This window comes from Acinetobacter sp. YH12064, from assembly GCF_013419735.1.
Taxonomy (GTDB): domain Bacteria; phylum Pseudomonadota; class Gammaproteobacteria; order Pseudomonadales; family Moraxellaceae; genus Acinetobacter; species Acinetobacter amyesii.
Map to the genome: position 1 here is coordinate 17,814 of NZ_VOZP01000013.1, position 25,131 is coordinate 42,944.

At 41.1% G+C, this 25,131-nt stretch carries 25 protein-coding genes; 8 read left to right on the forward strand and 17 right to left on the reverse strand.

Annotation, left to right across the window (positions count from 1 at the left end; all coding sequences use genetic code 11):
* Positions 1 to 55 precede the first annotated feature (55 nt).
* The 7 genes from atpA to FTU13_RS13030 all read right to left on the reverse strand — a co-directional run bounded on the left by atpA (position 56) and on the right by FTU13_RS13030 (position 5,417).
* Positions 56 to 1,600 carry a F0F1 ATP synthase subunit alpha gene (gene atpA, locus FTU13_RS13000; RefSeq protein WP_078194023.1) on the reverse strand — a complete coding sequence of 515 codons (1,545 nt, stop codon included), beginning with the start codon at positions 1,598 to 1,600 and terminating at the stop codon, positions 56 to 58.
* 42 nt (positions 1,601 to 1,642) lie between these two features.
* Complete coding sequence (locus tag FTU13_RS13005; RefSeq protein WP_078191476.1) at positions 1,643 to 2,179, reverse strand: F0F1 ATP synthase subunit delta; 537 nt, start codon at positions 2,177 to 2,179, stop codon at positions 1,643 to 1,645.
* Between the two features lie 12 nt (positions 2,180 to 2,191).
* Positions 2,192 to 2,662 (reverse strand): F0F1 ATP synthase subunit B, encoded by a 471-nt coding sequence (locus FTU13_RS13010; protein ID WP_078191477.1) that lies wholly within the window; start codon positions 2,660 to 2,662, stop codon positions 2,192 to 2,194.
* Positions 2,663 to 2,700: 38 nt separating this feature from the next.
* Positions 2,701 to 2,946: a F0F1 ATP synthase subunit C gene (gene atpE / locus FTU13_RS13015; protein ID WP_000424060.1), complete on the reverse strand. Its 246-nt coding sequence runs from the start codon at positions 2,944 to 2,946 to the stop codon at positions 2,701 to 2,703.
* Between the two features lie 84 nt (positions 2,947 to 3,030).
* Positions 3,031 to 3,906: a F0F1 ATP synthase subunit A gene (gene atpB / locus FTU13_RS13020; protein ID WP_078194024.1), complete on the reverse strand. Its 876-nt coding sequence runs from the start codon at positions 3,904 to 3,906 to the stop codon at positions 3,031 to 3,033.
* 102 nt (positions 3,907 to 4,008) lie between these two features.
* Positions 4,009 to 4,407 carry an ATP synthase subunit I gene (locus FTU13_RS13025; RefSeq protein WP_078194025.1) on the reverse strand — a complete coding sequence of 133 codons (399 nt, stop codon included), beginning with the start codon at positions 4,405 to 4,407 and terminating at the stop codon, positions 4,009 to 4,011.
* A 170-nt stretch (positions 4,408 to 4,577) separates the two neighbouring features.
* Complete coding sequence (locus tag FTU13_RS13030; RefSeq protein ID WP_180107643.1) at positions 4,578 to 5,417, reverse strand: metal ABC transporter solute-binding protein, Zn/Mn family; 840 nt, start codon at positions 5,415 to 5,417, stop codon at positions 4,578 to 4,580.
* Between the two features lie 139 nt (positions 5,418 to 5,556).
* On the opposite strand from FTU13_RS13030, the gene FTU13_RS13035 reads away from it, so the two are divergent.
* From FTU13_RS13035 to znuB, 3 genes are read left to right on the forward strand one after another with little or no spacing between them, the layout of a single operon-like run.
* On the forward strand, positions 5,557 to 6,054 hold the full coding sequence (locus FTU13_RS13035; protein WP_078191481.1) for a transcriptional repressor: 498 nt from the start codon (positions 5,557 to 5,559) through the stop codon (positions 6,052 to 6,054).
* A 2-nt stretch (positions 6,055 to 6,056) separates the two neighbouring features.
* On the forward strand, positions 6,057 to 6,818 hold the full coding sequence (znuC, locus tag FTU13_RS13040) for a zinc ABC transporter ATP-binding protein ZnuC (protein WP_078194027.1): 762 nt from the start codon (positions 6,057 to 6,059) through the stop codon (positions 6,816 to 6,818).
* Between the two features lie 3 nt (positions 6,819 to 6,821).
* Positions 6,822 to 7,622 (forward strand): zinc ABC transporter permease subunit ZnuB, encoded by an 801-nt coding sequence (gene znuB / locus FTU13_RS13045; protein ID WP_180089681.1) that lies wholly within the window; start codon positions 6,822 to 6,824, stop codon positions 7,620 to 7,622.
* Positions 7,623 to 7,730: 108 nt separating this feature from the next.
* Here the strand turns inward: znuB and FTU13_RS13050 are convergent, their stop codons facing one another.
* Positions 7,731 to 8,351 carry a LysE family transporter gene (locus FTU13_RS13050; protein ID WP_180024704.1) on the reverse strand — a complete coding sequence of 207 codons (621 nt, stop codon included), beginning with the start codon at positions 8,349 to 8,351 and terminating at the stop codon, positions 7,731 to 7,733.
* Between the two features lie 159 nt (positions 8,352 to 8,510).
* Between FTU13_RS13050 and FTU13_RS13055 the strand changes: the two genes are divergently transcribed.
* Positions 8,511 to 9,431 (forward strand): Dyp-type peroxidase, encoded by a 921-nt coding sequence (locus tag FTU13_RS13055; protein WP_180128507.1) that lies wholly within the window; start codon positions 8,511 to 8,513, stop codon positions 9,429 to 9,431.
* Positions 9,432 to 9,481: 50 nt separating this feature from the next.
* Here the strand turns inward: FTU13_RS13055 and FTU13_RS13060 are convergent, their stop codons facing one another.
* Genes FTU13_RS13060 through FTU13_RS13075 form a run of 4 tightly spaced genes read right to left on the reverse strand, consistent with a single transcriptional unit; the run spans position 9,482 to position 15,110 of the window.
* On the reverse strand, positions 9,482 to 11,137 hold the full coding sequence (locus FTU13_RS13060; protein WP_180039766.1) for a DUF2235 domain-containing protein: 1,656 nt from the start codon (positions 11,135 to 11,137) through the stop codon (positions 9,482 to 9,484).
* Between the two features lie 12 nt (positions 11,138 to 11,149).
* The gene (locus tag FTU13_RS13065) at positions 11,150 to 11,566 is read right to left on the reverse strand and encodes a hypothetical protein (RefSeq protein ID WP_180039768.1); all 417 of its coding nucleotides are present in this window, start codon (positions 11,564 to 11,566) and stop codon (positions 11,150 to 11,152) included.
* 22 nt (positions 11,567 to 11,588) lie between these two features.
* On the reverse strand, positions 11,589 to 12,494 hold the full coding sequence (locus FTU13_RS13070) for a DUF4123 domain-containing protein (RefSeq protein WP_180128508.1): 906 nt from the start codon (positions 12,492 to 12,494) through the stop codon (positions 11,589 to 11,591).
* Positions 12,495 to 15,110, reverse strand: coding sequence for a type VI secretion system Vgr family protein (locus FTU13_RS13075; RefSeq protein ID WP_180128509.1), 2,616 nt, complete (start codon positions 15,108 to 15,110; stop codon positions 12,495 to 12,497). It lies immediately after the preceding gene.
* A 230-nt stretch (positions 15,111 to 15,340) separates the two neighbouring features.
* On the opposite strand from FTU13_RS13075, the gene FTU13_RS13080 reads away from it, so the two are divergent.
* From FTU13_RS13080 to FTU13_RS13090, 3 genes are all read left to right on the forward strand, one after another.
* Entirely contained in the window at positions 15,341 to 16,495 is a 1,155-nt protein-coding gene (locus FTU13_RS13080) for a methionine aminotransferase (protein WP_180128510.1), read from the forward strand.
* A gap of 146 nt (positions 16,496 to 16,641) precedes the next feature.
* Positions 16,642 to 18,009 (forward strand): MATE family efflux transporter, encoded by a 1,368-nt coding sequence (locus FTU13_RS13085; RefSeq protein ID WP_180128511.1) that lies wholly within the window; start codon positions 16,642 to 16,644, stop codon positions 18,007 to 18,009.
* A gap of 253 nt (positions 18,010 to 18,262) precedes the next feature.
* Complete coding sequence (locus tag FTU13_RS13090) at positions 18,263 to 19,627, forward strand: LLM class flavin-dependent oxidoreductase (protein WP_180110235.1); 1,365 nt, start codon at positions 18,263 to 18,265, stop codon at positions 19,625 to 19,627.
* Positions 19,628 to 19,792: 165 nt separating this feature from the next.
* Here FTU13_RS13090 and FTU13_RS13095 read toward each other — a convergent pair whose 3' ends face one another.
* Both FTU13_RS13095 and FTU13_RS13100 read right to left on the reverse strand, forming a co-directional pair.
* Entirely contained in the window at positions 19,793 to 20,617 is an 825-nt protein-coding gene (locus FTU13_RS13095) for an ABC transporter ATP-binding protein (protein WP_180128512.1), read from the reverse strand.
* 45 nt (positions 20,618 to 20,662) lie between these two features.
* A complete protein-coding gene (locus FTU13_RS13100; protein ID WP_180122452.1) occupies positions 20,663 to 20,878 on the reverse strand; it encodes a molybdopterin-binding protein in 216 nt (71 codons plus the stop codon).
* Between the two features lie 230 nt (positions 20,879 to 21,108).
* Here FTU13_RS13100 and FTU13_RS13105 point away from each other — a divergent pair, with 230 nt between their 5' ends.
* Positions 21,109 to 22,203 carry a sigma-54-dependent Fis family transcriptional regulator gene (locus tag FTU13_RS13105; RefSeq protein ID WP_180128513.1) on the forward strand — a complete coding sequence of 365 codons (1,095 nt, stop codon included), beginning with the start codon at positions 21,109 to 21,111 and terminating at the stop codon, positions 22,201 to 22,203.
* Between the two features lie 173 nt (positions 22,204 to 22,376).
* Here FTU13_RS13105 and FTU13_RS13110 read toward each other — a convergent pair whose 3' ends face one another.
* From FTU13_RS13110 to FTU13_RS13120, 3 genes are read right to left on the reverse strand one after another with little or no spacing between them, the layout of a single operon-like run.
* A complete protein-coding gene (locus tag FTU13_RS13110; RefSeq protein WP_078194039.1) occupies positions 22,377 to 23,207 on the reverse strand; it encodes an ABC transporter permease in 831 nt (276 codons plus the stop codon).
* Between the two features lie 20 nt (positions 23,208 to 23,227).
* Complete coding sequence (locus FTU13_RS13115) at positions 23,228 to 24,061, reverse strand: ABC transporter ATP-binding protein (protein ID WP_180128514.1); 834 nt, start codon at positions 24,059 to 24,061, stop codon at positions 23,228 to 23,230.
* A gap of 2 nt (positions 24,062 to 24,063) precedes the next feature.
* Positions 24,064 to 25,119 carry an ABC transporter substrate-binding protein gene (locus FTU13_RS13120; protein WP_257226761.1) on the reverse strand — a complete coding sequence of 352 codons (1,056 nt, stop codon included), beginning with the start codon at positions 25,117 to 25,119 and terminating at the stop codon, positions 24,064 to 24,066.
* Positions 25,120 to 25,131: the final 12 nt, after the last annotated feature.

Below are 25,131 nucleotides of genomic sequence, written 5' to 3' on the forward strand. Positions count from 1 at the left end.
CTTTCGAAGGTTGATCCGTGAACCAAACCAGAACCAGATTCAACATCGTTGAATCTTAGTAAGTTTGAGTCGCTTTAAAGCTTTCAATACCTGCTTTGATTGCTGCTTCGATTTCTTTATCGTAAGCACCAGTCTCGTCAATTTTTTGCATTAACGCAGCATGTTCTGAACGGAAGTAAGAGATCAACGCAGCATCAAATGCAACGATTTTCTTCACTTCTACGTCAGCCATATAGCCTTCGTTAGATGCATAAATTGAAACAGCTTGGTCAGCAATTGAGTACGGAGCATATTGTTTTTGCTTCATAAGCTCAGTTACACGTTGACCATGTTCAAGCTGTTTACGAGTTGCTTCGTCAAGGTCAGAAGCGAACTGAGCAAACGCAGCTAATTCACGGTATTGCGCAAGAGCGGTACGGATACCACCTGACAATTTTTTGATGATCTTAGTCTGAGCAGAACCACCAACACGTGATACAGAGATACCCGCGTTCACAGCAGGACGAATACCTGCGTTGAATAATGATGTTTCTAAGAAGATCTGACCGTCAGTAATCGAAATTACGTTTGTAGGTACGAATGCAGATACGTCACCGGCTTGAGTTTCAATAATCGGTAATGCAGTTAATGAACCAGTTTGGCCTTTAACTTCACCATTAGTGAATTTCTCAACGTAGTCAGCAGATACACGTGAAGCACGTTCAAGTAAACGTGAGTGTAGATAGAATACGTCACCAGGATATGCTTCACGACCTGGTGGACGACGTAGAAGCAATGAAATTTGACGGTAAGCAACAGCTTGTTTAGACAAGTCATCATAAATGATAAGCGCGTCTTCACCGCGGTCACGGAAGTACTCACCCATTGTACAACCAGCATACGGAGCAAGATACTGCATCGCTGCAGGATCAGCTGCAGCAGCTGCTACAACAGTTGTGTACGCCATAGCGCCAGTTTCTTCTAGCTTGCGCACAACGTTAGCGATAGTCGATTGTTTTTGACCAATTGCTACGTAGATACATTTAATGCCAGAGTTTTTCTGAGCGATGATCGCATCGATCGCCATAGCTGTTTTACCAGTTTGACGGTCACCGATGATCAACTCACGTTGACCACGACCAACAGGGATCATTGTATCTACTGATTTATAACCAGTTTGTACAGGTTGATCCACTGATTGACGCCAAATTACGCCTGGTGCTACTTTTTCAACAGCATCAGTAAGTTTTGCGTCAATAGGGCCTTTACCATCAATTGGGTTACCCAAAGCATCTACTACACGGCCTAAAAGTTCTGGACCAACCGGAACTTCTAATACACGACCTGTGCAACGAGCTTTTTGACCTTCTTGAAGGCTTAAGTAGTTACCTAAGACAACGGCACCCACTGAATCCTGTTCTAGGTTCAGTGCCATACCAAATAAGCCGCCGTCGAATTCGATCATTTCACCGTACATTGCATCAGCAAGGCCGTGAATGCGCACAATACCGTCGGAAACCATAACAATGGTCCCTTCGTTCTTAGCGGTCGCGCTGGTGTCCAGATCGCCGATACGCTGTTTAATGAGCGCACTGATCTCGGATGGATTCAGTTGTTGCATTGCGCTATACCTCAATCTTTTTAAAGTTCAGTCTTCAAGCTGTTAAGCAAGAAGACGAGTCCGCATTTTTTCAAGCTTGTTAAGCGCAGAATCATCTATCACTTGGTCGCCTGCACGAATAACTACACCCGCGATTAACGCTGGGTTAACTTCGACAGAAACATTTACAGCAGCTTCGAATTTTTTCTCTAATGCATGCGCAAGTAATTGTTCTTGTACAGAAGTCAATGGGAATGCAGATTCAATCACTACATCCACAGTATTGTTATTCTGTGATTTGAGCTGTTCGTATTCTTCTGAAATTTCAGGAAGAAGTGCCAGACGGTCATTATCAGCAAGCAATGTCAAAAAGTTTGACACTGCTGCAGTCTGGTCTTCACCTAAAACTTTTGCGAAAACACTTACCTGCTCAGCAGGAGTAAGCTCAGGGCGATTTAGATAAGCTGAAAATGCTTCGTCTTGCACCGCAGCACTGAGCAAGTTTAATGCATTTGACCAAGCGTCAGTTGCATTTTGCTCAGAAGCGTAAGCAAATGCTGCTTTAGCGTATGGGCGTGCCAACGTCAAGAGTTCAGCCATAATCCGCCTCTCTTAAAGTTTAGCAGCCAGCTGAGTCAGCATGGCATTGTGAGCTTCTGCGTCAACTTGCTGGTTCAGAATTTTTTCTGCGCCAGTAACTGCAAGAGCAGCAACTTGTTGACGTAATTCTTCGCGAGCAGCATTGATTTCAGTATCAACAGCTTCTTTAGCTTGTTGACGAATACGCTCACCTTCAGCCGCAGCTTGAGTACGCGCTTCTTCTACCAATTGCGCACCACGACGGTTCGCTTGTTCGATCAATTGAGCCGCTTGTGCTTTAGCCGCATCTAATTCAGCTTTCACTTGTGCTTGCGCATCCGCAAGGTCAGCTTTCGCTTTTTCAGCAGCGTTTAAGCCATCAGCGATTTTACGCTGACGCTCACTAATCGCATTGATTAGTGGTGGCCAAACAAATTTCATGCAGAATGCGACAAAAATCGCAAAAGCAATCGCTTGGCCAATCAATGTGAGGTTGATATTCATTGCTATTCCTCAATAGTTTAATTTAGGAATTAAGCTGATTAACCTACAAATGGATTAGCGAAGATGAAGAACAAGCCAATACCAACACCGATCATAGGCACAGCATCAAGAAGACCCGCGATTAAGAACATACGAGTTTGAAGTTGTGGAGCCAATTCTGGTTGACGAGCAACAGCTTCTAAGAAACGGCCGCCTAGAAGACCAAAACCAATCGCAGTACCTAAAGCACCAAAAGCGATCAAGATAGCAGATGCAATTGCAACTAGACCTAAAGTGAGTTCCATGATAATTCCTCAGAGGTTAGGTTTATACCAAATTAAGTTAAAAAATTGTGTGCCCAACCACCCTTTGACAGTTGAGCAATACCATTAATGCTTTTCGCTAGCCATACTCATATATACGATAGTCAACATCATGAAAATGAATGCTTGTAACGTAATAACAAGAATATGGAAGATCGCCCAAGGCACAGACAACGCCCACTGGATCCAGAACGGCAATAATGCGATCAAGATGAAGATCAACTCACCCGCATACATGTTACCGAACAGTCGTAGAGCCAATGAGATTGGACGTGCAATAAAAGTTACTAATTCAAGAATAATGTTTACTGGAATAAGTAATGCTTTTAAAACTGGGTTACTTGGGTTAAATGGGTTAAGTGCAAATTCTGCACCGAATCCGACAAGACCTTTCTCACGGATACTATAGAAAATAGTTAACGCAAATACTGACAATGCCATACCAAGGGTAATGTTAGGATCAGTAGATGGAACGATTTTGAAGTAAACGTGGTGAGGATCCATACCAAACACGTTAGCACCGATCAATTGAGCTGTATAAGGAATCCAGTCAACAGGGATCAAGTCCATCAAGTTCATGAGGAAAATCCACACGAAGATGGTCAACGCTAACGGCGCGATTAAGCGCGATTTGCCATGGAAAGTGTCACGGACACTTGAGTCAACGAACTCGATAATCATTTCGATTGCAGACTGGAACTTGGTCGGAACACCAGAGTTTGCAGCTTTCGCCACAACCCAGAACAACAAACAGAAAACAATACCAAGGCCGATAGACCAACCCATTGAATCCAAGTGAATAGCAGTGAACCCCATCTCTTGAGCTTCTTTAGCAGTCTCAGCTAACTTCCAAGTACCATCTGGCATTTTGCCATAGGTCATGTTAGTCAAGTGATGCTGAATGTACTCGGTCGAAGTAAGGGCATGTTCTTCAGCAGCCATAAATCACACCTGGTCAATGTCAAAACTAATAGAGAAAACGAATATCGCGTGCTGCCTGATATCTCGTTACTCTCCAAAAAACTTTTCAATTTTTTGTTGTGCTTATACTCGTTTTTTTAAGCGTGTTGCCCAAAAAGGAGCGACCCACGACATACTTTGTACGAGCATAAAACCACAAAACAATGCCACCGCTGACAACGGTTTGACATTGATCAAAATCAAAATGAATCCAACAATCACGATTGCAAACTTGCCCATTAAGCCACGATACATGTTTGACAGCACCTGTTTAGAGGCACGGGCACCAGCCGCACGAAACGACTGCCATGAAAAGTAGCTACTTGCTAGCCAGCATACCAACGCACCCAAAGCTGCACTATATGCTGTGATTGTGTCTTTAAGGACCCAACCAATAAGGGCTGAAACAGGAATCATTACTGCTTGTAAGATGACTAAAGCTTTCGCTAATCGTCGATCAATCATGCGACTAGTTCGACTCATTTTTGTTCACTCACAGCAATTCTGCTTGACAAGTTTAACTGATGATTATTTTTAATCGCAGGCATTATAGAGTTACACCCCTTAACTTGCAATCTTTTCCCGACCTTAGTCGTGTTTTTTTAAATTGGTAAACTGCTTTCAAACTAATCAATAGTTGTTTGTTTTTTACATTACTTTCGCGCATTTAGTGTGCACTTAAGGGTTTTATCAGCCAACTTCTTCCATGCTGTTACAAAATCCCCTGCCCCACTCATGGTTTCGTCAACAGGTTGAAAGATGATACCACCGAGCTTTTGATACTGATTTTGACTGGCATGTGCTTCTGCAAGTAAGCATACTTTGGGCTGTGCACGATGGTCTTTCAGGTATTTGATTTGTGCCAATGTCGGTGCGACATGTGGATCATCTGTCAACGCACCGGTAAATTTCAAATTCAGTGAGCGCTCAAGATATTGATAGGCATCGTGGTAAGACCAGTAAGGCTGAGCACGGCTCGACACATCTGTTTTTTGGGCTGTGATCAAGAGTTTCTGCGCAAATGCACGCGCATTAGCCCAATATTTTTCACGATGTTCTGGAAACTGTTGTGAACGTAAAGCAGCAATAAAAAAGCCGATTCGAACTGCATTGTTAGGTTCAAGCCAGACATGTGTATCGATTGTGCCTTTTAATGCATTGCCACGAACATCCCGTAATGGCAAAGCACTGATAATGCCTGAGTCTAAAATAGCGATACTTTTGCCACTTTCACCTAACATTTTTGCTAAAGGTGCTTCGTGTGCATGGCCTAACCATAAAACGAGATTGGCATCTTGCACGGTTTTACGGTGTGCAGGCGTCAAACTCACATCATGTCCAGATTGATGGTCAAGCAATAGTTTTGGCTGCTCTACACCCTTGAGTACATCCTTCGCGATTAGATAAATCGGTTGTGTAGAAACAACGAGGCCTTGCGCCCAGCTCATCACACTAAATAAAGCCAAACTACAAAAAAGAATTACACGGGACATGGGGAGAGAGCACCATAAAATGAATAGTGTTATAATATAACAAAATCGTAAAAAAACCTACGTCTGTTCGTAAGTCCTTACGCTTCATGTTAAGATTTAAAGTCTTTTTCTTTATACAGTTTCGTACTCGAGGTTGGCTATGAGCGCATGTTCACACGAACATCATAATGCTTTGCATGGTGTACACGATCATCATAATGTCGAACAGCGCCTTGCTGAAGCTGAGAGTCTCTGTAGTGCGACGGGTGCTCGACTTACGCCCTTGCGTAAAGAAGTATTAGAACTGATCTTAAATGCAACGGGACCAATGGGCGCTTATGACCTTTTGGCTAAAATCAAAAGCGAGTCTGACCGACCTGCAGCGCCGCCGACGGTGTACCGTACGTTGGATTTTCTGCTTGAAAAAGGTTTGATTCACCGCCTAACGTCGATTAATGCTTACATCCCGTGTTGCCATCCGCGCGAAGGACATCAAGCTGCATTTCTGATTTGCACCGATTGTAAAATAGTCAAAGAAGCATCTGCTCAAGGCTTGATGGCGCAACTCGATGAATTGTCTGCATCCGATGGCTTTACTGCACATCACAGTATTATTGAAATTTCAGGGATCTGTCAGCAGTGCCGCAGCAAACACTAAATATGAAGCCCATTGTGGCTTTAGAGCATGTTCATGTCCGAATCGATGAACGTGACATTTTAAAAAATGTAGATTTCGCCTTACACGAAAAAGAAATTGTCACCTTGATTGGTCCCAATGGTGCAGGCAAATCCACACTCATCAAAGTGTTGTTGGGTATTGTAAAACCTGTCTCCGGCAAAGTGATCAGCACACAAAAATTAAAATTTTCGTATGTGCCACAAAAATTTAATCCATCACACAGCTTACCGCTACGTGTGTGTGATTTATTGGCACTAGAAAAATGTGATGCCAATATCAAGCAAGAAATTATTCGTGATACAGGCATTGCCAAGCTACAACAATCTAAAGTTCAGCAATTGTCCGGCGGCGAACGTCAACGTGTATTGATTGCACGGGCATTATTGCGTCAACCGAATGTATTGGTTCTGGATGAACCTATGCAAGGCTTGGATATCCAGTCTGAAGCGGAACTGTATGACTACGTACGTAGCTTGCCTGAAAAATATGGTTGTGCGGTTTTGATGGTTTCTCATGATTTACAGTGGGTCATGCAAGGAACACATCGTGTGGTTTGCCTCAACAAGCATATTTGTTGTAGTGGCTTGCCTGAAAATGTGCAGCAACATCCTGAATATCAAGCGATCTTTGGAACAAATCGTGTGTTCTATCAACACCATCATGATCACTGTGCGCATGGCGATAGTGCAACGCCTTGCCAGCACGACTCTCGTCCCCATATTCACCCTGAACCGGAAGCATAATCCATGATGGAATGGCTACAACTCCTTTTGCCAGCATGGATCATGGGCACTTTGCTGGTGTTCCTGACTGCACCCCTCGGCTGTTTGATGCTATGGCGTCGCATGTCTTTTTTTGCGGATACCATGGCACATGGCACTTTACTCGGTGTCGCCATTGCCGGTGCAATGAGTCTACCGCTTTGGACAGGCGTTACATTGATTGCGCTCTTATTGGTTGCAATCTTATGGGTGTTACACGACCCTCGCTTGCCCAATGACGCCTTGCTCGCGCTATGTTCAGCAACACTCCTGTGCTCTGGCTTACTCTTCATACAACATTTGCCCAGCTTAAGACCTGAATTACTCAGCTATTTATTTGGTGATTTACTCACCATTTCTTGGTCAGATTTGCCTGTCTTTGCAGTGGTGATCATTGTGGCACTGACCGTGCTGTATAAAAGTTGGCAATCTCAAATTCAGATTGCCATTGACCCCGATATTGCGGTCAGTGAAGGTGTCAGTGCCAAATGGCAACGTCTGATTTTTATGTTATTACTGGCATTATTTACCGTATTGGCTTTACGTGCTGTCGGCTCATTGCTGATGGGTGCATTGTTAGTGATTCCTGCATTAACCGCTCGTTTATTGGCAAATTCCCCGAAACAAATGGTGCTGTGGTCTTTCATCATTGCCCAAGTCGGTGTGACCGTGGGGTTATGGTCAAGTGCTGGTTTAAACACCTCTACAGGACTGACTATTGTATTAACCATGGCGCTGCTCTTTGCCCTAATTTTTATTCTACAAAAATTTAAGAAAGTGGCTTAAGTAGCACCGTTCATTGTTCAATTCGCGACATATCAAAATGAAAAAGCCATGCAACTGCATGGCTTTTTTTGCACGTCAAATACGATGCTCAGAATCATCTAACTGGATTTATTGATGCACCAAACTCAATAAGCTCGCCGCACAAGCAAATAATACCGCAAAGGTTCGATTCAAATATTTTTGTTGTTTAGGTGATTTTAATAACCGCAGCACTTTTGCAGCGAGACCAGTATACCCCGCCATGACAATCAGATCGATGCTAATCATCGTTGCAGCCATAATGACATATTGAATCCATTGGGGTTTGGATAAATCTAAAAACTGCGGCAAAACTGCCAACAAAAATACAATCGCTTTAGGGTTGCTCATATTGACCAAAAAGCCATGTAAAATTAATTTTGAACGTGATTTATTTGATAAATCTTGTTGGATTTCAATTGACTCAGTTGGCGCTGTCCACTGTAAATAAGCCAAATACAATAAATAGACCACTCCAAACCATTTCACGATCAGAAAAGCCCATGGTGTCGTCGCAAATAAGACCCCTGCCCCAGCTGCAACAATGGCGATCTGAACCAAAAGTGCCAATTGCAGGCCGATTGCATTCCAATACCCATGCTTAAACCCATAATTCAAACCACTCGACATAGACGCAATTGCACCTGCACCTGGGGAAACACTAATTACCCAACATGCCAACATGTATGCAATCCAGATTTGATAGGACATCATTAGCTCAAGTTTGAAATGGGTCTGTATTATATGACATTTACTCTATTTTCATGACAATAATGCGAGCTAAAAGGCCAAATGAAGGCTACACTCTCAGCGCTGCTTAAGGCACAATATACACAGCCACTCAGAAATTATAATTTTTAGGAGCCATGAATGTCTGCTCAATCTGTAATTTTGCCATTACCCTCAGATCATGCTCGTTTTATTGTTTTACGTTTAAAAGATTTAACGATTAGCGAATTAAAAGAACAACTTGAAGACTTATTTAATACTCGTGATCGTCTGATCACCCAACATCCTAATGCACAGATTAAAACGGCTGTGGCTTTTGGACCAGAACTTTGGGCGCAACTTTACAGTCAAGCTCCGGCAGGCTTTAAACAACTTGATCCAATTCAAGGTTCGTTTAACATGCCTGTAGTGCCAGCAGATGTGCTGATTCACATTGCGGCACAGCGTACAGATATTTGCTTTGCTTTAAGCCAAACTTTCTTTGATGGCATTCAAGATAAAGTTGAGGTTTTAGATGAGCGTGTTTGCTTCCGTAATTTCGATGGCCGTGACTTAACTGGCTTTATTGATGGTACTGAAAACCCTCAATTTCCAGATGACCGTGCTGAAACAGCATTATTAGCAGAAGATGCGGGTATTTTTGCTGATGGTTCTTTTGTCTTTGCACAGCGTTATGCACACAATTTAGATAAGTGGAAAAAGCTCAAAGTTGATGCACAAGAGCATGTGATTGGGCGTACCAAACTTGAATCGATTGAGTTGAACGAAGACGAACAACCTGAAAACTCACATATATCACGTACCGTTGTTGAAGATGGTGAGGGTGAAGAACTCGCAATTTTGCGTCATTCATTGCCTTATGGCGATGGCCGCGGTGACCAAGGTTTGTTCTTTATTGCTTATACCAAAGATCTCAGCATTATCGACAGTATGTTGGTTCGTATGTTTGGCACCAGTGGTGACGGCATTCATGACCGCTTACTTCACTTTGTTACGCCAATGGACGGAGCGTATTACTTTGCACCAAGTGAAGAGCTGTTGGAAGAAGTTTTAGAAGGGTAAAGTAGAAAAAGCCGACGAGTGTCGGCTTCATTTATTATATGTTTATACATTCATGACGCTATTTCATAATTACTAGCAACAGCAGATTCATATGAATCAATAAATTCCTCTTGAGGAATATCATCAGCATTAATTTCACAAACGGCTTTTTCTTCACTAAGCTTTTTATCTATTTCTTTACCTTGATCACTTCTACGTGATTCATATACAGTTCTTTGTCTAAAATAACTAAATGGTTCAGCATTGAATAAAAAACCATATTTAGAATCATGCACAAAGTCAGAATAAAATTTTGTTACATCTTCATGAGCAGGTTCATTCCAACTCTCTAAAATCCAGTTTTCCATATTAATTAGATATTCATAACTTTCAGATACGGGTGAGGTCACCTTAAATATTCCAGCACCATTTCTTAATGCCTGCAACCGGTCCATTTCTGTAGCCATGTCTCGAGGACTCCAAAACATCAAAGTATCTTTTACTTTATTACCTATGCCTTTTCTCGCATTTTCACTAACTGAATCCACATTATTTCTAGATAAGGTGCCATAAGCACTGTAATAAACTTTCATAAATGAAATAATCTGCTCTTCAATACTTCCAGCATTAGATATTTTATCTTTTACTGCATTATATAATCTTTGCGTTTCTTCTTTAATTTCAAATTGCTGTTCAAAAAGTTGGCTATGATCTTTCTCTAACTCCTCATAACTCAGCATTCTTACACCAGCATTTGTTGCCTCTTGAAGCATGTCTTTTAACGGAATTCTAGCAAAGTTATCATTTACATTTTGGCTACCTGGCGTATAGCCACCACCCACATCAGAATGCATACCTGGGTATACCAACTCTTTCCAATTAGAGTTAGATATTTCACCATTTTTTTTATGTATTAAATCAACAGGAAATGCAAAACGCAATTCATTACCAGCCACATGATGAACACACATTTTTACGCGCTCATCAATTACCATATCACGGCCTTTAAATGTAATATTATTGTTTAAATTTGCTGCAGGCAAACCAAAAGATGCAACAGTATCGAATATACCCATAAATTTAAACTCAATGGGATATTTACCTGTTCCATAGGTTAAACCATCACAACTGGATTCGCACTGCCACATAAACTGATTTGTAAATGCCCTTGCTAAAGCAGCTCCTCGAGAAAATCCAAAGGTGGAAATATTAATTTTTTTTATTAAACGATGCTCATCCAAACTTTTAGCTATTTCAGCAAAACTATAATCTTTTTTCTCATTAACATATTTACTAACATCAATCTCAGCTTTCTGTGCATTAAAAATCATGACTTGCTTAAGTGCATCGTTTAACTGCTCTTCGCTATAATCTAAACGCCTAGCCCCACCTAACCCTAAACCTGCACCTAAACCCAAATGATCTTGAAGTACCGAAATAGCACGTTGAAAAAAATTTAAGTCGGCGTTAAAACGAGTACCAACACCAGAAGCATAAATCGCATAATTCGAGCAATCTCCCTTTTGACTATCAATGAATGTACGAGCATTTCGCCATAGTCGTGCTGGATTAGACCATTTCTTTTTATCACTGTCCTTGTCCTTGTTATTTCCAGTCCCGTCGAAGAAAACTGAAATATGTACTACATCGCTACAATCTTGTTTAGCAGTAGGTTCATTATTTGGAACATCACTATTTGTTTCAATTACACGATTTATTTCAGACATTTTAAATCTCGCTTAATTATTATTTTTTAGTTTATTTAACCATTTCAAGCCTTTTTCTGTCGGTACTGGTAAATTATTAGATGTAATTATTTCAACAGTATCATCTGGGTAAATATGAGCAGCAAGATATTTTTTATTCCTTAATTCAGCTTTATTAAGAAAAATTTCATTTTTAGAAAAGTGGATATTTTCACTATTAGTCTCACCCCATACTATTTCTTGTTTACCAACATGAATTTTATTTGTAGAAATTGCCTTACCAAACCCTCCTCCTATTTCCTCTCCATTTACTTTCAACATATAATCGGAATAATGAGGACTATAATTAAATGAAGTAGTAGCCATCATATAAGAAGTCTTTACTCCAGCACACCCTATAGTGCTTAAAGCCAAACTAACAGGTAAAATTATTATTTTAAAAATATTCACTATTCTCTCCTAAATATTTATACTAACTAGCCTTAATAACTAACAATTTCATTGCTTCATCCATATCTATTTTTTTATCTTTTAATAGATTTAGAACCTCATTAACTTTTAAATTATTTAAGTAATCATTTCCATAAATTATTTTCATACAAATAAAGTTTAAAATATCTCTTGTACCACTTAATCCATACAATCTAGCCTCAGGAATTGAACAAGTAACAAAATCATATAATTCAATTTCAGGGATATCTTTTATTAAGAAAGAGTTATTTAATTTCAGATAATAGATTATATTATCAGGAAAGGTTGCTTCAACCATTAATTCTTCCTGATCAGAGGTAAAAACTAATGGGGGGGGTTTGTTTTCTTTAAAATCGTTATAAACATTATTTAAACCAAATAAAACCTGTAACTTGCCTAATCTATCCCAGTACCACCAACTTTGAATAGGTTCCAATAAAACTGAAGCTTGCTCACAATCAAATACTGGTCCATTAACATATAAAGTTTTATCTTTCTCATTACCAATTAATGTTGCCAGTATTAATGGATCCCAAAAAGCTAGTATCATTTCAAGCCCACCTTCAAATTTAACCTCCAGGAAACTACGTAAATGATCATATAACTCCTCAAAAGAAAGTTTACTAATTATAATTGTCATTTTAGGAGTACCTGAAATATTTTTTGAAATCCAACTCCACTCTATACTTTCAAAGTCTTTTGGTAATGTAATTAAATGAGGAGAGATTTCTCGCGCTTTATCACCACTTGCTTCCTTTAATAAACATTTCATTCTTAAATTATTTAATTTAGTTAAAAACTTCTTGTCTTGTGCTGCATCTGCAAGTGCATATATATTTAACCCTATATCTTCTAAAGGATATTTTTCAAATGTCTTAAATAAAATATTAATTTGATTATCTATCATTTACAACCCGTCCCCTTTATTTACAAATGCACCTCTTTGAGAGGATCTACGAGCAAGACATTCCCAACAAATATTATTTGGAAAAATTGGCAATTTAGGAGTTACAGATACACCCGTTGTGAAAATATGTTGACTTGCTTTTGATGTAAATGTTTGAGGAGTAATAATAGTGACTCCATTACCATCAATTTTAATAGCACTGTTTTTTGCCTTCAAAACTATTTCATTTGGGCTGTTTATTTCCACTTTCCCTTCAGAAGATGTAATGGTTAAGTCCAACCTTGAGGATAAATCCATCGTATTATCTTGGACTTGTACATCCATCTTTCCTTTGGCTGTATAAACTTTTAAATCATCTTCACCAACAAAAAAACTAGCTTTCTTTTTAGCATTTAAAATAAGATTTTCACTACTACTTAAGTTTATTGATTTTCCGCTACCGATTGTTAAACTATCTAATGCATTTAGATGAATATTTTTCCCTGCAAGCATTCCTATACTTTCAGGTGAAGCTATCAACATAAAAGCTTCTTTCATTGCATTTAATTCAAGCCATTGCTCTTCAATTTTTTTTATATAAATTTCAATATTTTGAAGCATATCAGCAGGCTCAGCCTTTTGCTTTTCAGCATACTCAGAAAGTATTTGCATCTCTGATAAACTTTCAGAAAGTTGATCAATTGCATCTTTAATTTCTAATTGATTTTTTTCAGCTTTGGGTTGTTCATATGTAGATATATATAGCCCTTTACTGCGTATTGCACCAGCTAAATCACTCCTTAATTCAAACCCAGCGCCTCTACCTTCACTTGTATCGTTTTCTTTTGAGTGACTAAGGTTTCCTAAATTTAACTGGCTATTTCCATGACTACTCTGTAATTGGGTACTGATCTGCCCCGTCGTGTCATCAAAGCGTAGTTGGTTAAAGCCTGCTCCCGCAACTTCCTGCGAACGGATACCACTGAGCTTTTTGGTTTCAGGAAGCTGACCTTTGAGATCAAACATGGTCTGAGAGCGCTCAGCCTCATGTATTCGTCCTACTACAAAGGGTCGATCCACATCGCCCTCAAAAAAGTCGATGACCACGATCTCGCCAATACGAGGATGAAAACGTGCGCCATAACCTTCACCTGCCCATGGGGTCAGTACATCAACCCAAGCCGAGTCACTGTCATTATCATTACTCCCTGCTCCGCCATCATGACTGTGGTCATCGCTACGGGTAAACGTAAAACGAACTTTGATACGCCCCCAAGCATCGACATAAATACTTTCACCTTCTGGACCGACCACTTTAGCCCGCTGTGGAAACGCAGGTGGCCGGTGTAATAAAGGATCATATTCAGGCACCACGAAAATTTGCCGACGGACCACATACAACTCATTGGCCTGCCGTTCATCCCCTAAAGATAGCCAACGGCTCGCCGCAAGTAACTTTTCTAATTGAACCAAAATATCTTTGGGTAAATTATTTTGGTTATAAAATGCTTTGCCCAATATGAGAAATTCACGATCTGTCGTTTGATGTTGATCGATTTCAGGATGATTTTCTAATTCAAACCAATACCCAACTTGTGCATCCCTTACGCTACTGCTGGCGGTAAAATATTTGGCTTGTAATTCCTGATATTGATTGAGTTGCCGATTCAACTGATCCAATTGCTGTGTATTTGAAGTGGTCGCCTGATCTGCACCTTTAAGGTCAGTTGTCCAAGCCGAACTTACGGTCCACGCCTGCTCTAAACTTAAGGTTTCATTATGCTGTTGCTCACTCTGTGCATGGGCACTTAAGAGCGGATTACTTTGGTCTTGTGCCAATTGTTGAGCTTGCCAACGCTGCGTTTGAATCGTGGTCGATTGTAAAAAGCGTTCTGCCACAAAACTGGTAATCGTGTCCAAACGTTCCGTGGCATGACTCCGATGAAAGCGAATTTTTTTCCGCTCTAAAGCACTATAAGCCTGATTCGTATCAATTAAACGCAGCCTCTGTGCTTGCATCGGTGCAGCCGAAAATGCGACAAATAACTCCGCTTCATCAATTAACCAATTGATCCCTTCACTGCGCCAAAGGCGGGTTAAAAATGCATAATCACTTTCATTCGCCTGCATGGTGAATGGACGCACATCATAAGTACGTGCCAACCCCTCTAAGTTCAGACTTAAACTGGCAGCAAACAGCGCACTTTTTTTCTGCCATTCACTAAAAATAATCTCGGTCATCTCCCGTACCGATTTATTCATAAAGACACGGCTGTTACGACGCTTATGCCAGAGCGCTGTGGCATCCTCAATCACCAGTTTATAAACGGTCAGTGCACCATCACTTTGACCTTGGCTAGCCCCCGTAATTACACCAGTCAGGCGACTGAGTTGTCCCAAATCTGTCACTTGATCGACAGCCACTCGGCCACCGATAAACTGCTTTAAAGCCAGATGAGCATTGGTCGAGAGACAAATAATTTCCGCACGAAAGCCTTGATTGATACGGTGTTGACCCTCAATCCGTTGAATAAAAACTTCTGTGTTTAATGATTCATTTGAAAAATGAATATGTAGCGCACGTTTCTGTACGCTAAAGCCAAAGTTTTCCACCATGGCGTGAATATTTTTAAGCATTGTTATAAGGAAAATATTTTTTATAAACTTCGTATTTTAGAAAATGATTATTTTTTCGTCCACCTTGTTTTGTAAGTAAATTGTTGAATTCTTCTTTTTGGCTTTTGCATCACTTTAGGATTCAAGAGAATAGGAACGTCAATACTGGATCAATTTTGCTGATCTAACTTTTCGCAGCCGCTGAGATGCTGCTACACTCAAAATGCAACCTATTAAAAATTTTAAGCTCCATGATCACAATTGAATCCAAACTGCCTGCACAAGGTGTGACTATTTTTAGCGTCATGAGCGCAATGGCGCAGCGTCTAAATGCACTGAATTTATCTCAAGGTTTTCCTGATTTTCCTGCACCTCCAGCGCTGTTAAATGCGCTAAGTGATGCGACGCAACAGGGTTTTAACCAATATGCACCCGGCGATGGACTGATGCATTTACGTGAGCAATTGGTCCAACTGTTTGCCCATCGAGACCAATTAAATATTGACCCTCACACCGAAGTGACCATTACCCCGGGTGCAACCATTGGTATTTTTAGTGCCATTCAAGCCGTGGTTCATGCGGGTGACGAAGTGATTATTTTTGATCCGAGCTATGACAGTTATGCGCCCAGTGTAAAATTGGTTGGGGCTCATCCCATTCACATTGCCTTAGAGACGCCCCATTTTACTGTGGATTGGAATCGTGTTGCCGCTGCGATTAACCATAAAACCCGGATGATTATTGTCAATACACCGCATAATCCAACAGGTGCTATTTGGGATCGTGAGGACTGGCTCAACTTGATCGAACTGATTCGAGATAAAAATATTATTGTGCTGTCGGATGAGGTCTATGAGCATTTAATTTTTGATGGTCGTCAGCATCTATCTGCTTTGTCATTTCCTGAGCTGCGTGAACGTAGTTTTGTCGTGGGTTCATTTGGTAAAACTTTTCACGTTACAGGGTGGAAAACTGGTTATTGCATTGCAGCGCCAGCCTTGATGCAAGTGTTTCGCCAAATCTATCAATTTGCCAATTTCTGCGGTGTTACGCCCGTACAAATGGCATTGGCTAACTTTATGGCAGAACATCCTGAGCACATTGCTGAATTGGCCGATTTTTACCAAGCCAAGCGTGACCGTTTCAATGCGGGCTTAAGCCACTCTAGATTTGAGTTGATTCCATCGGCAGGTACCTATTTCCAAAACCTTGATTACAGTGCCATACGCCCAGATTTAAGCGATGTGGAAATGTGTCAGTTGTTGGCAGAACAACATAAAATCGTGGCGATTCCTGTCTCGGTATTCTATCAAAAACCGCCGGAAAATTTACGATTATTACGTTTCTGTTTTGCCAAACAAGATGCCACCTTAGATCGAGCTGCAGAGATTCTCTCCGCGGTTTAAAGCCGTATCTGCCCAAACGTTTTTTAAAACAGACATGTAGAAATAATGAAGCCTTGGTTACTCAAAAACTAAGGCTTTTTTGAATGCCAACATGATAGTGTTATCAGTAACTTAAAATCATAAAAAGCCGCGTATAGGACCTGAGCATGTCAAAACAACAGTCCCTCGTTACTCAGCAAAATTTATGGAAAACGTTTTTAGTTTTTCTGGTGCCTTTGATCGCCACCAATATTTTGCAGAATTTATCTGGGACCATTAACACCGTTTTTGTCGGTCAGATGCTTGGGGTGCATGCCATTGCAGCGGTTGCGGTATTTTTCCCGATTTTGTTCTGTTTAATGGCTTTTGTGATTGGACTCTCGGCAGGTGCAACCGTGTTGGTGGGTCAAGCTTGGGGCGCGCAAAACCTTGAAAAAGTTCGTACTGTGGTGGGTTCCACCCTTTTTATGACCTTGATTGGTGGCAGCATCATTGCCTTTTTAGGGGTGATATTTGCCAAGCCCATTTTATTGGCCTTAGGCACAGCCCCTGACGTGATGCATTTATCTTTGCCTTATGTGCAATGGATGCTTGCGGGTAGTCCACTACTCTTTATTTATATTATTTACACCTCGATTTTGCGTGGGGTCGGTGACAGTACAACACCGCTGATTGCGTCAGGTATGACCATTGGTTCAGGGCTGATCATTACACCCGTGCTGATTGCCGGAAAATTTGGATTTCCAAGTTTAGGCATTATTGCCCCTGCCATTGCCAGTCATATCGGCTTTTTAATTGCCTTGGTATTTTTATATTTCTACTTAAAAAAGAAAGATCATCCGCTCAAACTTGACTTCGCGTTACTCCGTCATATTCGCCATCAACATGATCTCAGCAAAATTATCTTAAAACTAGGCATTCCTACGGGTATACAGATGGTCACGACCTCTGTGGCCGGTCTCGTGATTGTCGGTTTAGTTAACCGCCATGGTGCTGATGCCACTGCTGCATATGGCGCGGTCAATCAGGTTTTGAATTATATCCAATTCCCTGCCTTGTCTATCGCGATTGCAGCTTCTATTTTTGCCGCGCAAGCCATCGGTTCGGGTCAATCTGAATTAATTAATCGCGTGAAACGTACGGCCATCGGGATGAATTTCATAATTACTGGTATCTTGGTGGCATTGGGCTATTTATTCTCTAAACATTTAATGGCGCTGTTTATTACAGATCCTGAAGTTGTGGTTCTCGGTCAAGAATTGCTGTTCATTGTGCTTTGGTCGATTTTATTTTTTGGTGCCAGTGCGATTTTTGCTTCCATTATGCGGGCCAGTGGAACGGTGACCGTGCCGATGATTATTAATATTATGGCGATTATTTGCATTGAAGTGCCGTGTGCCTACCTATTCAGTGAATGGTGGGGCTTAAAAGGCATTTGGTATGCCTATGCTTTGGCTTTTGTCAGCTTATGTATTTTACAAGGGCTGTATTACCAACTGGTATGGAGACGAAAAGCCATCAAAGTATTGCTATAAAGTTTGCTAATAGCGTTCAATGCCAATACACGCTTTAAGTTTACATATGGAAAATCTTGTACTGATCCATGCATAAAGTTTGCCGTTAAACTGCTGTTTATTTTTCAACATTTGGTTTTATATCCTGTTGATTTATCTACACCTAGAACCAATTAAAATTAAAACCCTCTTATTTTCAAACAATTACGGTTTGGCATAGATTTTGTTCTTATCCCTTTTATCTTTTAAGAATAATTGGGATGAGAAATTTTTTATGTCTAAACGTCAAATAAAGCTTGGGGCTTTTATTCCAACTACCTCACAGCATGTCGCAGGTTGGCGTCATCCCGAATCTCGCCCACAAGATCATCTCAATATTGATTATGCAATTGAACTGGCAAAAACCGCAGAACGTGGTCTATTCGATGCCTACTTTCTTGCCGATGGTCTGTCTGTCCGTTGGAGTTCTGCTGTCGAAGGTGAGAAAGGTTTGGGCGATAAAGGCGTTGGCTTTGAACCTGTTACATTGTTTGCTGCACTGTCGGCTGTGACGCAAAATATAGGCTTTATTGCCACAGCATCCACGACTTATGAAGACCCTTACATTTTGGCGCGTAAATTTGCTTCTTTAGATCATATTTCTAAAGGTCGTGCTGCGTGGAATGTGGTAACGACAGCCTCTGCCGATGCCGCAAAAAACTTTAACATTCAGCAGCACCCTGAACCCAAAGAGCGTTACGAACGTGCCGATGAATTTATTGAGGTGACTCAAAAACTTTGGGACTCATGGGAGGATGATACCTTCCATTACAACAAAGAAACTGGGCAATTTTTTGATGCCCGAAAACAACATCAGCCCAATCATCAGGGCCAATACTATCAGGTACTGGGTGCTCTCAACGTCTCTCGCCCACCGCAAGGCTATCCGGTGATTGTTCAAGCTGGGCAATCTGAAGATGGTCGTGAACTAGCCGGTAAATATGCCGAAGTGATTTTTACAGCACAGCAGAACTTAGCAGATGCGCAAGCCTTTTATCGTGATGTCAAAAACCGCTTAGTGAAATATGGCCGCCATGCAGATGACCTGAAAATTATGCCGGGGGTTTCGATTTTTGTTGCCAAGACAGAGCAAGAAGCCCAAGAAAAATATGACTTTTTAAATAGTTTAATTCACCCAGAAGTGGGTTTAAGTTTATTGTCTGCTTTGGCAGGTGGCATTAATCTGGCCAAATTTGATCTAGATGCCCCTTTCCCGAAAATAGAAGATGCAGACATTAATTTCTCCAGTCGTCAGCAGATGATGATTGATATTGCCCGGAAGCACAATTTTAGTATTCGTCAGCTCTATCAATATATCGCTTCAGCCCGTGGACATTGGACCTTGATCGGCACGCCTGAACAAGTCGTAGACCAACTGCAGGAATGGTTTGAGAATGACGCTGCCGATGGTTTTAATGTACTGCCGCCAACAACACCTGCAGGGTTAAATGACTTTGTCGATCTCATCGTTCCTGAACTACAACGTCGCGGTCTATTCCGAACGGCATACGAAGGCAAGACCTTACGAGAAAACTTAGGTTTAAAACGACCTGAAAACCAATATGTTTTAGAAAAAAGACATACCTCCCAAGCCTCATAAACCAACGTTTAATAAAACTGAAAAACAAATGCCCCAACTGGGGCATTTTTATGGACTGATATTAATCCAACTTAAGCGATGATCATACTGACCTATATTTGATAAGCCTAAAAAAAGCCCTGAATTCAGGGCTTTGACATTGTCTAGGTGATGGTCAATTCAGACTTACCATGCAAATTTATAATCGGCAAATCGGTGAGATAAAGGTTCAAGCAACTGATCTTTTACTGGATCACTAAAGTCAGTCAAAATGTCATTTTTAATATTGGTCAGACGGACATCTTCGCGTTTACGCGGATGGGCTAAATGAATATCTACAATACGTTTAATTCGTCCCGGATGCGGCTGCATGACCACCACTCGATCGCCCAAAAAGACAGCCTCTTCGACATCATGGGTGACAATGATCATGGTGATTTTTTCACTTTGCCAGATTCGCTGTAATTCATCCTGTAAATTTTGACGCGTCAATGCATCAAGTGCGCCAAAGGGTTCATCGAGCAGTAAAATCTGTGGTCGATTCACCAAACTGCGGGCAATCGCCACACGTTGATTCATCCCACCAGACAACTGCGAAGGATAAGCATCTTTAAATTGGGTTAATTTGACCAACTCTAAATGTTCATCAATCAATACATCTTCTTCTGCACGGCTAAACTGGCTTTTATGCAAGGCAATCCGTACATTTTCCCGTACCGTCAACCATGCAAACAGGCGATGATCTTGAAAAACGATACCACGTTCCAAACTCGTGCCCTGTATAGGCTGACCATCAACCAAAATCTGGCCCTGAAACTGACGCTCTAGACCAACCAACAACCGTAATAATGTGGATTTTCCGCAGCCACTACTTCCCACAATACTAATGAACTCACCCGGCTGAATATTCAGGTTAATGTCCTTAAGTACGGTTAAGTCTTCTTGCTTTTGTGTGGGATAATGTTTCGTTAGCTGCTGAATAGAAACCGAACCAGCTTGTTCTACGCTCATATCATTATTCTCTATTTGTGCTGACAAACTTTGCTGGACTAAACCTTAGAGTTTAGCCAGCGACACTTCCGTCGATTTAATTAACACCACCACCTCTGAACCTACTTTTAAATCTAAATCCTTCACCGAACGCGTCGTGATCACGGACGTAAAAAAGCCTGCTTTGGTTTCCACATCAATTTCTGAAACCACAGGACCCACTACGATTTCATTAATCACGCCTTTGAATTGGTTTCGCACATTTACTGAAGTAATCGCCATTTTAATTATGCCTTTTGTTATTAAGAGAGCTTTACTATAAAACAGTTCAATCACTTGCTATATCTTGATTTATCCTTTAGTTATCCCGATTTTATTTATCTTAAAATCAGATAAATAATCCACGCATGAATTTATCGGTGAAACTGATATTTAAATATCGAATTATTATTTATCTTTTATTTTTAAATCTTTCATCATGATCTGCATTTTCAACAACTATAAGAAACGATATGTCTATTTTGACCCACCCTGCAGTGCCCTCTGCACTGAAACATAAACGGGCAACAGCAACGGTCTTTGCAGACCCGTTATCGCAAGCGTTGTTGTCTCGAATTGAACAAATTGCACCAAGTGAGGCCAATGCACTCATCATTGGTGATACAGGCACAGGAAAAGAGTTAGTTGCACGCCAAATTCACCAATTGAGCCATCGTGCCAAAGGTCCTTTTATCGCGGTGAACTGTGGTGCCTTTACCGAATCCTTGGTCGAAAGCGAATTATTTGGACATGAAAAAGGAGCGTTTACAGGGGCAATTAATAGCCGTGTCGGTTGGTTTGAAGCAGCCCATAATGGCACCCTATTTTTAGATGAAATTGGTGATCTGTCCTTGCCGATGCAAGTCAAATTACTCCGTGTTTTACAAGAAAGAGAGATCGTTCGAGTCGGCTCCCTCAAGTCCATCCCGATTAATGTCCGGATCATAGCCGCAACCAATGTCGATTTAGAGCATGCCGTACAGGAAGGGCGTTTCAGGGAAGATTTATTCTACCGCTTACATGTGGCGTTGCTGCGCATTCCACGTCTCGCAGAGCGTCGTGGTGACATTTTGCCATTGGTTAAACACTTCATTCAGGTCTATCAAACCAACCCACATGACACACCATTACGCCTCAGCCAACTGGCTCTCAAAAAACTCAGTTTGCATAGCTGGCCGGGCAATATTCGCGAATTAGAAAATACCATTCAACATGCGATTTTAGTCAGTGAAAAAGGTGTGATTGAACCGGAAGATATTAGTTTTTCGAGTATTCAAAGTGCATCTTCATTTTCGCGTGCCGAACCCTTTAACTTACAAAATGCCACTTCGGCTGTAGCCAATATCAAGGATATTCAAGATGCTGGACAGTTACTTGAGCAGACCTTTTTACAAATTTTTCAAGCCGCAAATCAACTGAAACAAGACAATATTAATGAGCTGATTGAAGAAAAATTTATCCGAAGTGCGTATCAACACTGTCAATACAATCAAGTGCATACGGCTCGTTTGCTTGGAGTGACACGCAACGTCATTCGTACTCGCCTAATTAAATATGGCTTATTATAAATAAGTCATATTTTTATTTTCTCCACATTAAAATAATAATCCATAAAAACTGATAAATAAATATTCATCTACATTATTCTTTATTCATTACATTATTTAAAATATAAAAAATCAGCAATAAAAAACCTCGGTATATCCCGAGGTTTTTTATTTATTTTTCTATTTCATTTAGATTATTCCACAGGGTTGCGTTTCCACGCTGTGAAGTATTTCTCTAGACCAATCAAGAAGTAGTTGAAGGATAAACCCACGAGGGTAATGACTAATATGCCCACAAACATTTGTGGAATTTCAAAGCTAAATTGCGAATAAATAATCAGATATCCCAGACCTGCTTTGGCACCAAACATTTCTACTGCCACTAAGGCCAAAATCGAAATCGCCCCTGCCAGACGGATACCGACAAAAATCGTGGGTACGGATGCAGGTAGAATCACTTTTCGGAACAATTGATAGGGTTTTAGGCCCATGGTTCGTGCCGATTTAATCAGTAAAGGATCGACTGTTTGTACGCCTGTAATGGTGTTCAATAAAATCGGCCATGTGCATGCATACACCAACAGGCTGATTTTTGAGGTTTCACCAATACCTAAAAATAAGATGAACAGCGGCATTAATGCCAATGCTGTGGTATTTCGAAACAATTCTAACAATGGATTTAAGGTTTCAGCCACGAGCTTGTACCAACCAATGATGAGACCCAAAGGAATAGCGATCGCTAGGGCCAAAATGAACCCAATAATGGAACGCTTTATACTGGCCAAGAAATGGATGCCTAATTGCCCGCTTTGATATAGCTGCCATGTGGTTTCCAACACCACAGATAACGGCGGTAAAAAGGCTGGATTGACCACACCACTCCGCGGCAGAATCTCCCACAACAGGAAAAAAGCCACAATAGCAATGGTGCGTTTAAATACCGTGTTTAACCAAGTGAACTGTAGTCGGGGTTTAATGTCGTTATACGATTGCGTATAACTGATGGCTTGTTTAGTCGATGACATAAATAAATCCTCTGAATATTTTAGTTATGTGCAAGCTGTTTATGTTTTTCGAGGGCTTGCGCTTTAATCACTTCTTCACTGAGCAATGACCAAATTGTGTGGCGAATTCGGCCATATTCAGGCAATGAACGGACATCTTCACTCGAGCTGCGCAGGCTTTGCGGAATTTCAATCACTTCCTTAATCCGACCCGGTCTTGAGGTCATAATCGCCACGCGCTGACTCAGATAAATCGCTTCATCAATACTGTGAGTAATAAAAACGATGGTTTTTTTCGAGCTTTTCCAGATATTGATCAACTCGGCTTGCAAGGTTTCTCGGGTTTGCGCATCTAGGGCAGCAAAGGGCTCATCCATCAATAAAATTTCTGGTTCATAAGCCAAACTACGGGCAATCGCAACCCGCTGCTTCATCCCGCCGGAAAGCTCATTTGGATAATGCTTTTCAAAGCCACTTAAGCCTACAAGCTGCAAATAGTATTCGGCTTTTTCACGGCGTTCTTTTTTTGCTACGCCTTTGGCTTCTAGACCAAATTCGATATTTTCCAGTGCGGTTAACCATGGATAGAGCGCATATTGCTGAAACACAATGCCACGGTCTAAACCCGGTTGAGTAATCTGCTTACCACTCAGTAAAATCTGCCCTGCCGAAGGTTTGGTTAAACCCGCAATTAAGTCTAATAATGTAGATTTTCCACAGCCACTTGGCCCCACGATTGAAACAAATTCACCCGGCTGAATATCCAAAGTGACATTTTCTACAGCAACAAATTCAGGCTTATAGTTTTTACTGCCGACATGGTTTTGTGCAGGAAATACCTTACGCACGTGATCTAAATGTAATGCACTGGTCATTGTTATATTCCTTTTGATTTTTGGTCTTTCGCATAGGGATTAAATTCATTGCTATAGATGCGACTGACCTCAATTTGATTTGGTTTTAATTTGTGTTCTTTTTCTAAGGCACTCACCCATGGGGCAAAATCCTGATCTTTTTGCACGCCACCGACTTCGTGAACACCAGTACCTGTGTAATATGGAATAAGTGTTGTATTTTCATTGCGTTGGCGTTTTTCGATAATACTTTCCATACGGGCAATGATTTGCTCTTTCGGCGTGTTGTGTAACCATTCCTGTGCTTTGGCTACGCCACTGACAAAGGTGCGAGCCAACTCAGGATGCGCTTGAATAAACTCTCCGCGCATCGAAAAACTGCCTGCGGTAAAGGGGCCGTATAAATCAATATCTTTAAAGATGCTGCGTACACCACCATTTTTTAAGGCACGTTTTTCCAAAATGCCAGAGAACACTGCAATATCAATTTGCCCATTCCTTAAGGCTTGTTCTGAGCTCACCGGTGGCAACATAATCAGCTCAACTTGACGGATTTCATCATCGGTTAATCCATGGCGAGCCAAATAATCTTTCACCACAAAGTCATAATGCGCCCCGTAGGCATTCACTGCGACTTTCTTGCCAATAAAGTCTCGTGGGCTACGAATAGGACTATTTTCTAGCACATAAAAACCCACGTTTTGTTCAGCATCACTGCCATAAGAGGCCACTACGGGAACGACATCTAGACCCGCAGCGATGACCTTCACCACAGCGCCATTAAAGGCGCCAGCGAAATCAACATCTCCTGCCACCAAGGTGAGTAAATCTTGTGGCCCACCTTGTACTGTGCCGACATAACTGAGTTTAACGTCGCCTAAATAGCCCAAGTCTTGTGCCAATTCAGGTAATGACACCAGTCCCGGATAGCTTTGATAGCGTAGTTCTTTTAAAGCCACTTGCTGAGGTTCATCCGCTCGCTGCGTGCTGCAACCCACCAAGGCTGTGCCACCGACCAATGCTGCAAGGAACATATTGCGCCAGAGTTGAGGAATGTTATGGATTGTCATTTTTTTCATTGTTATGTTCTC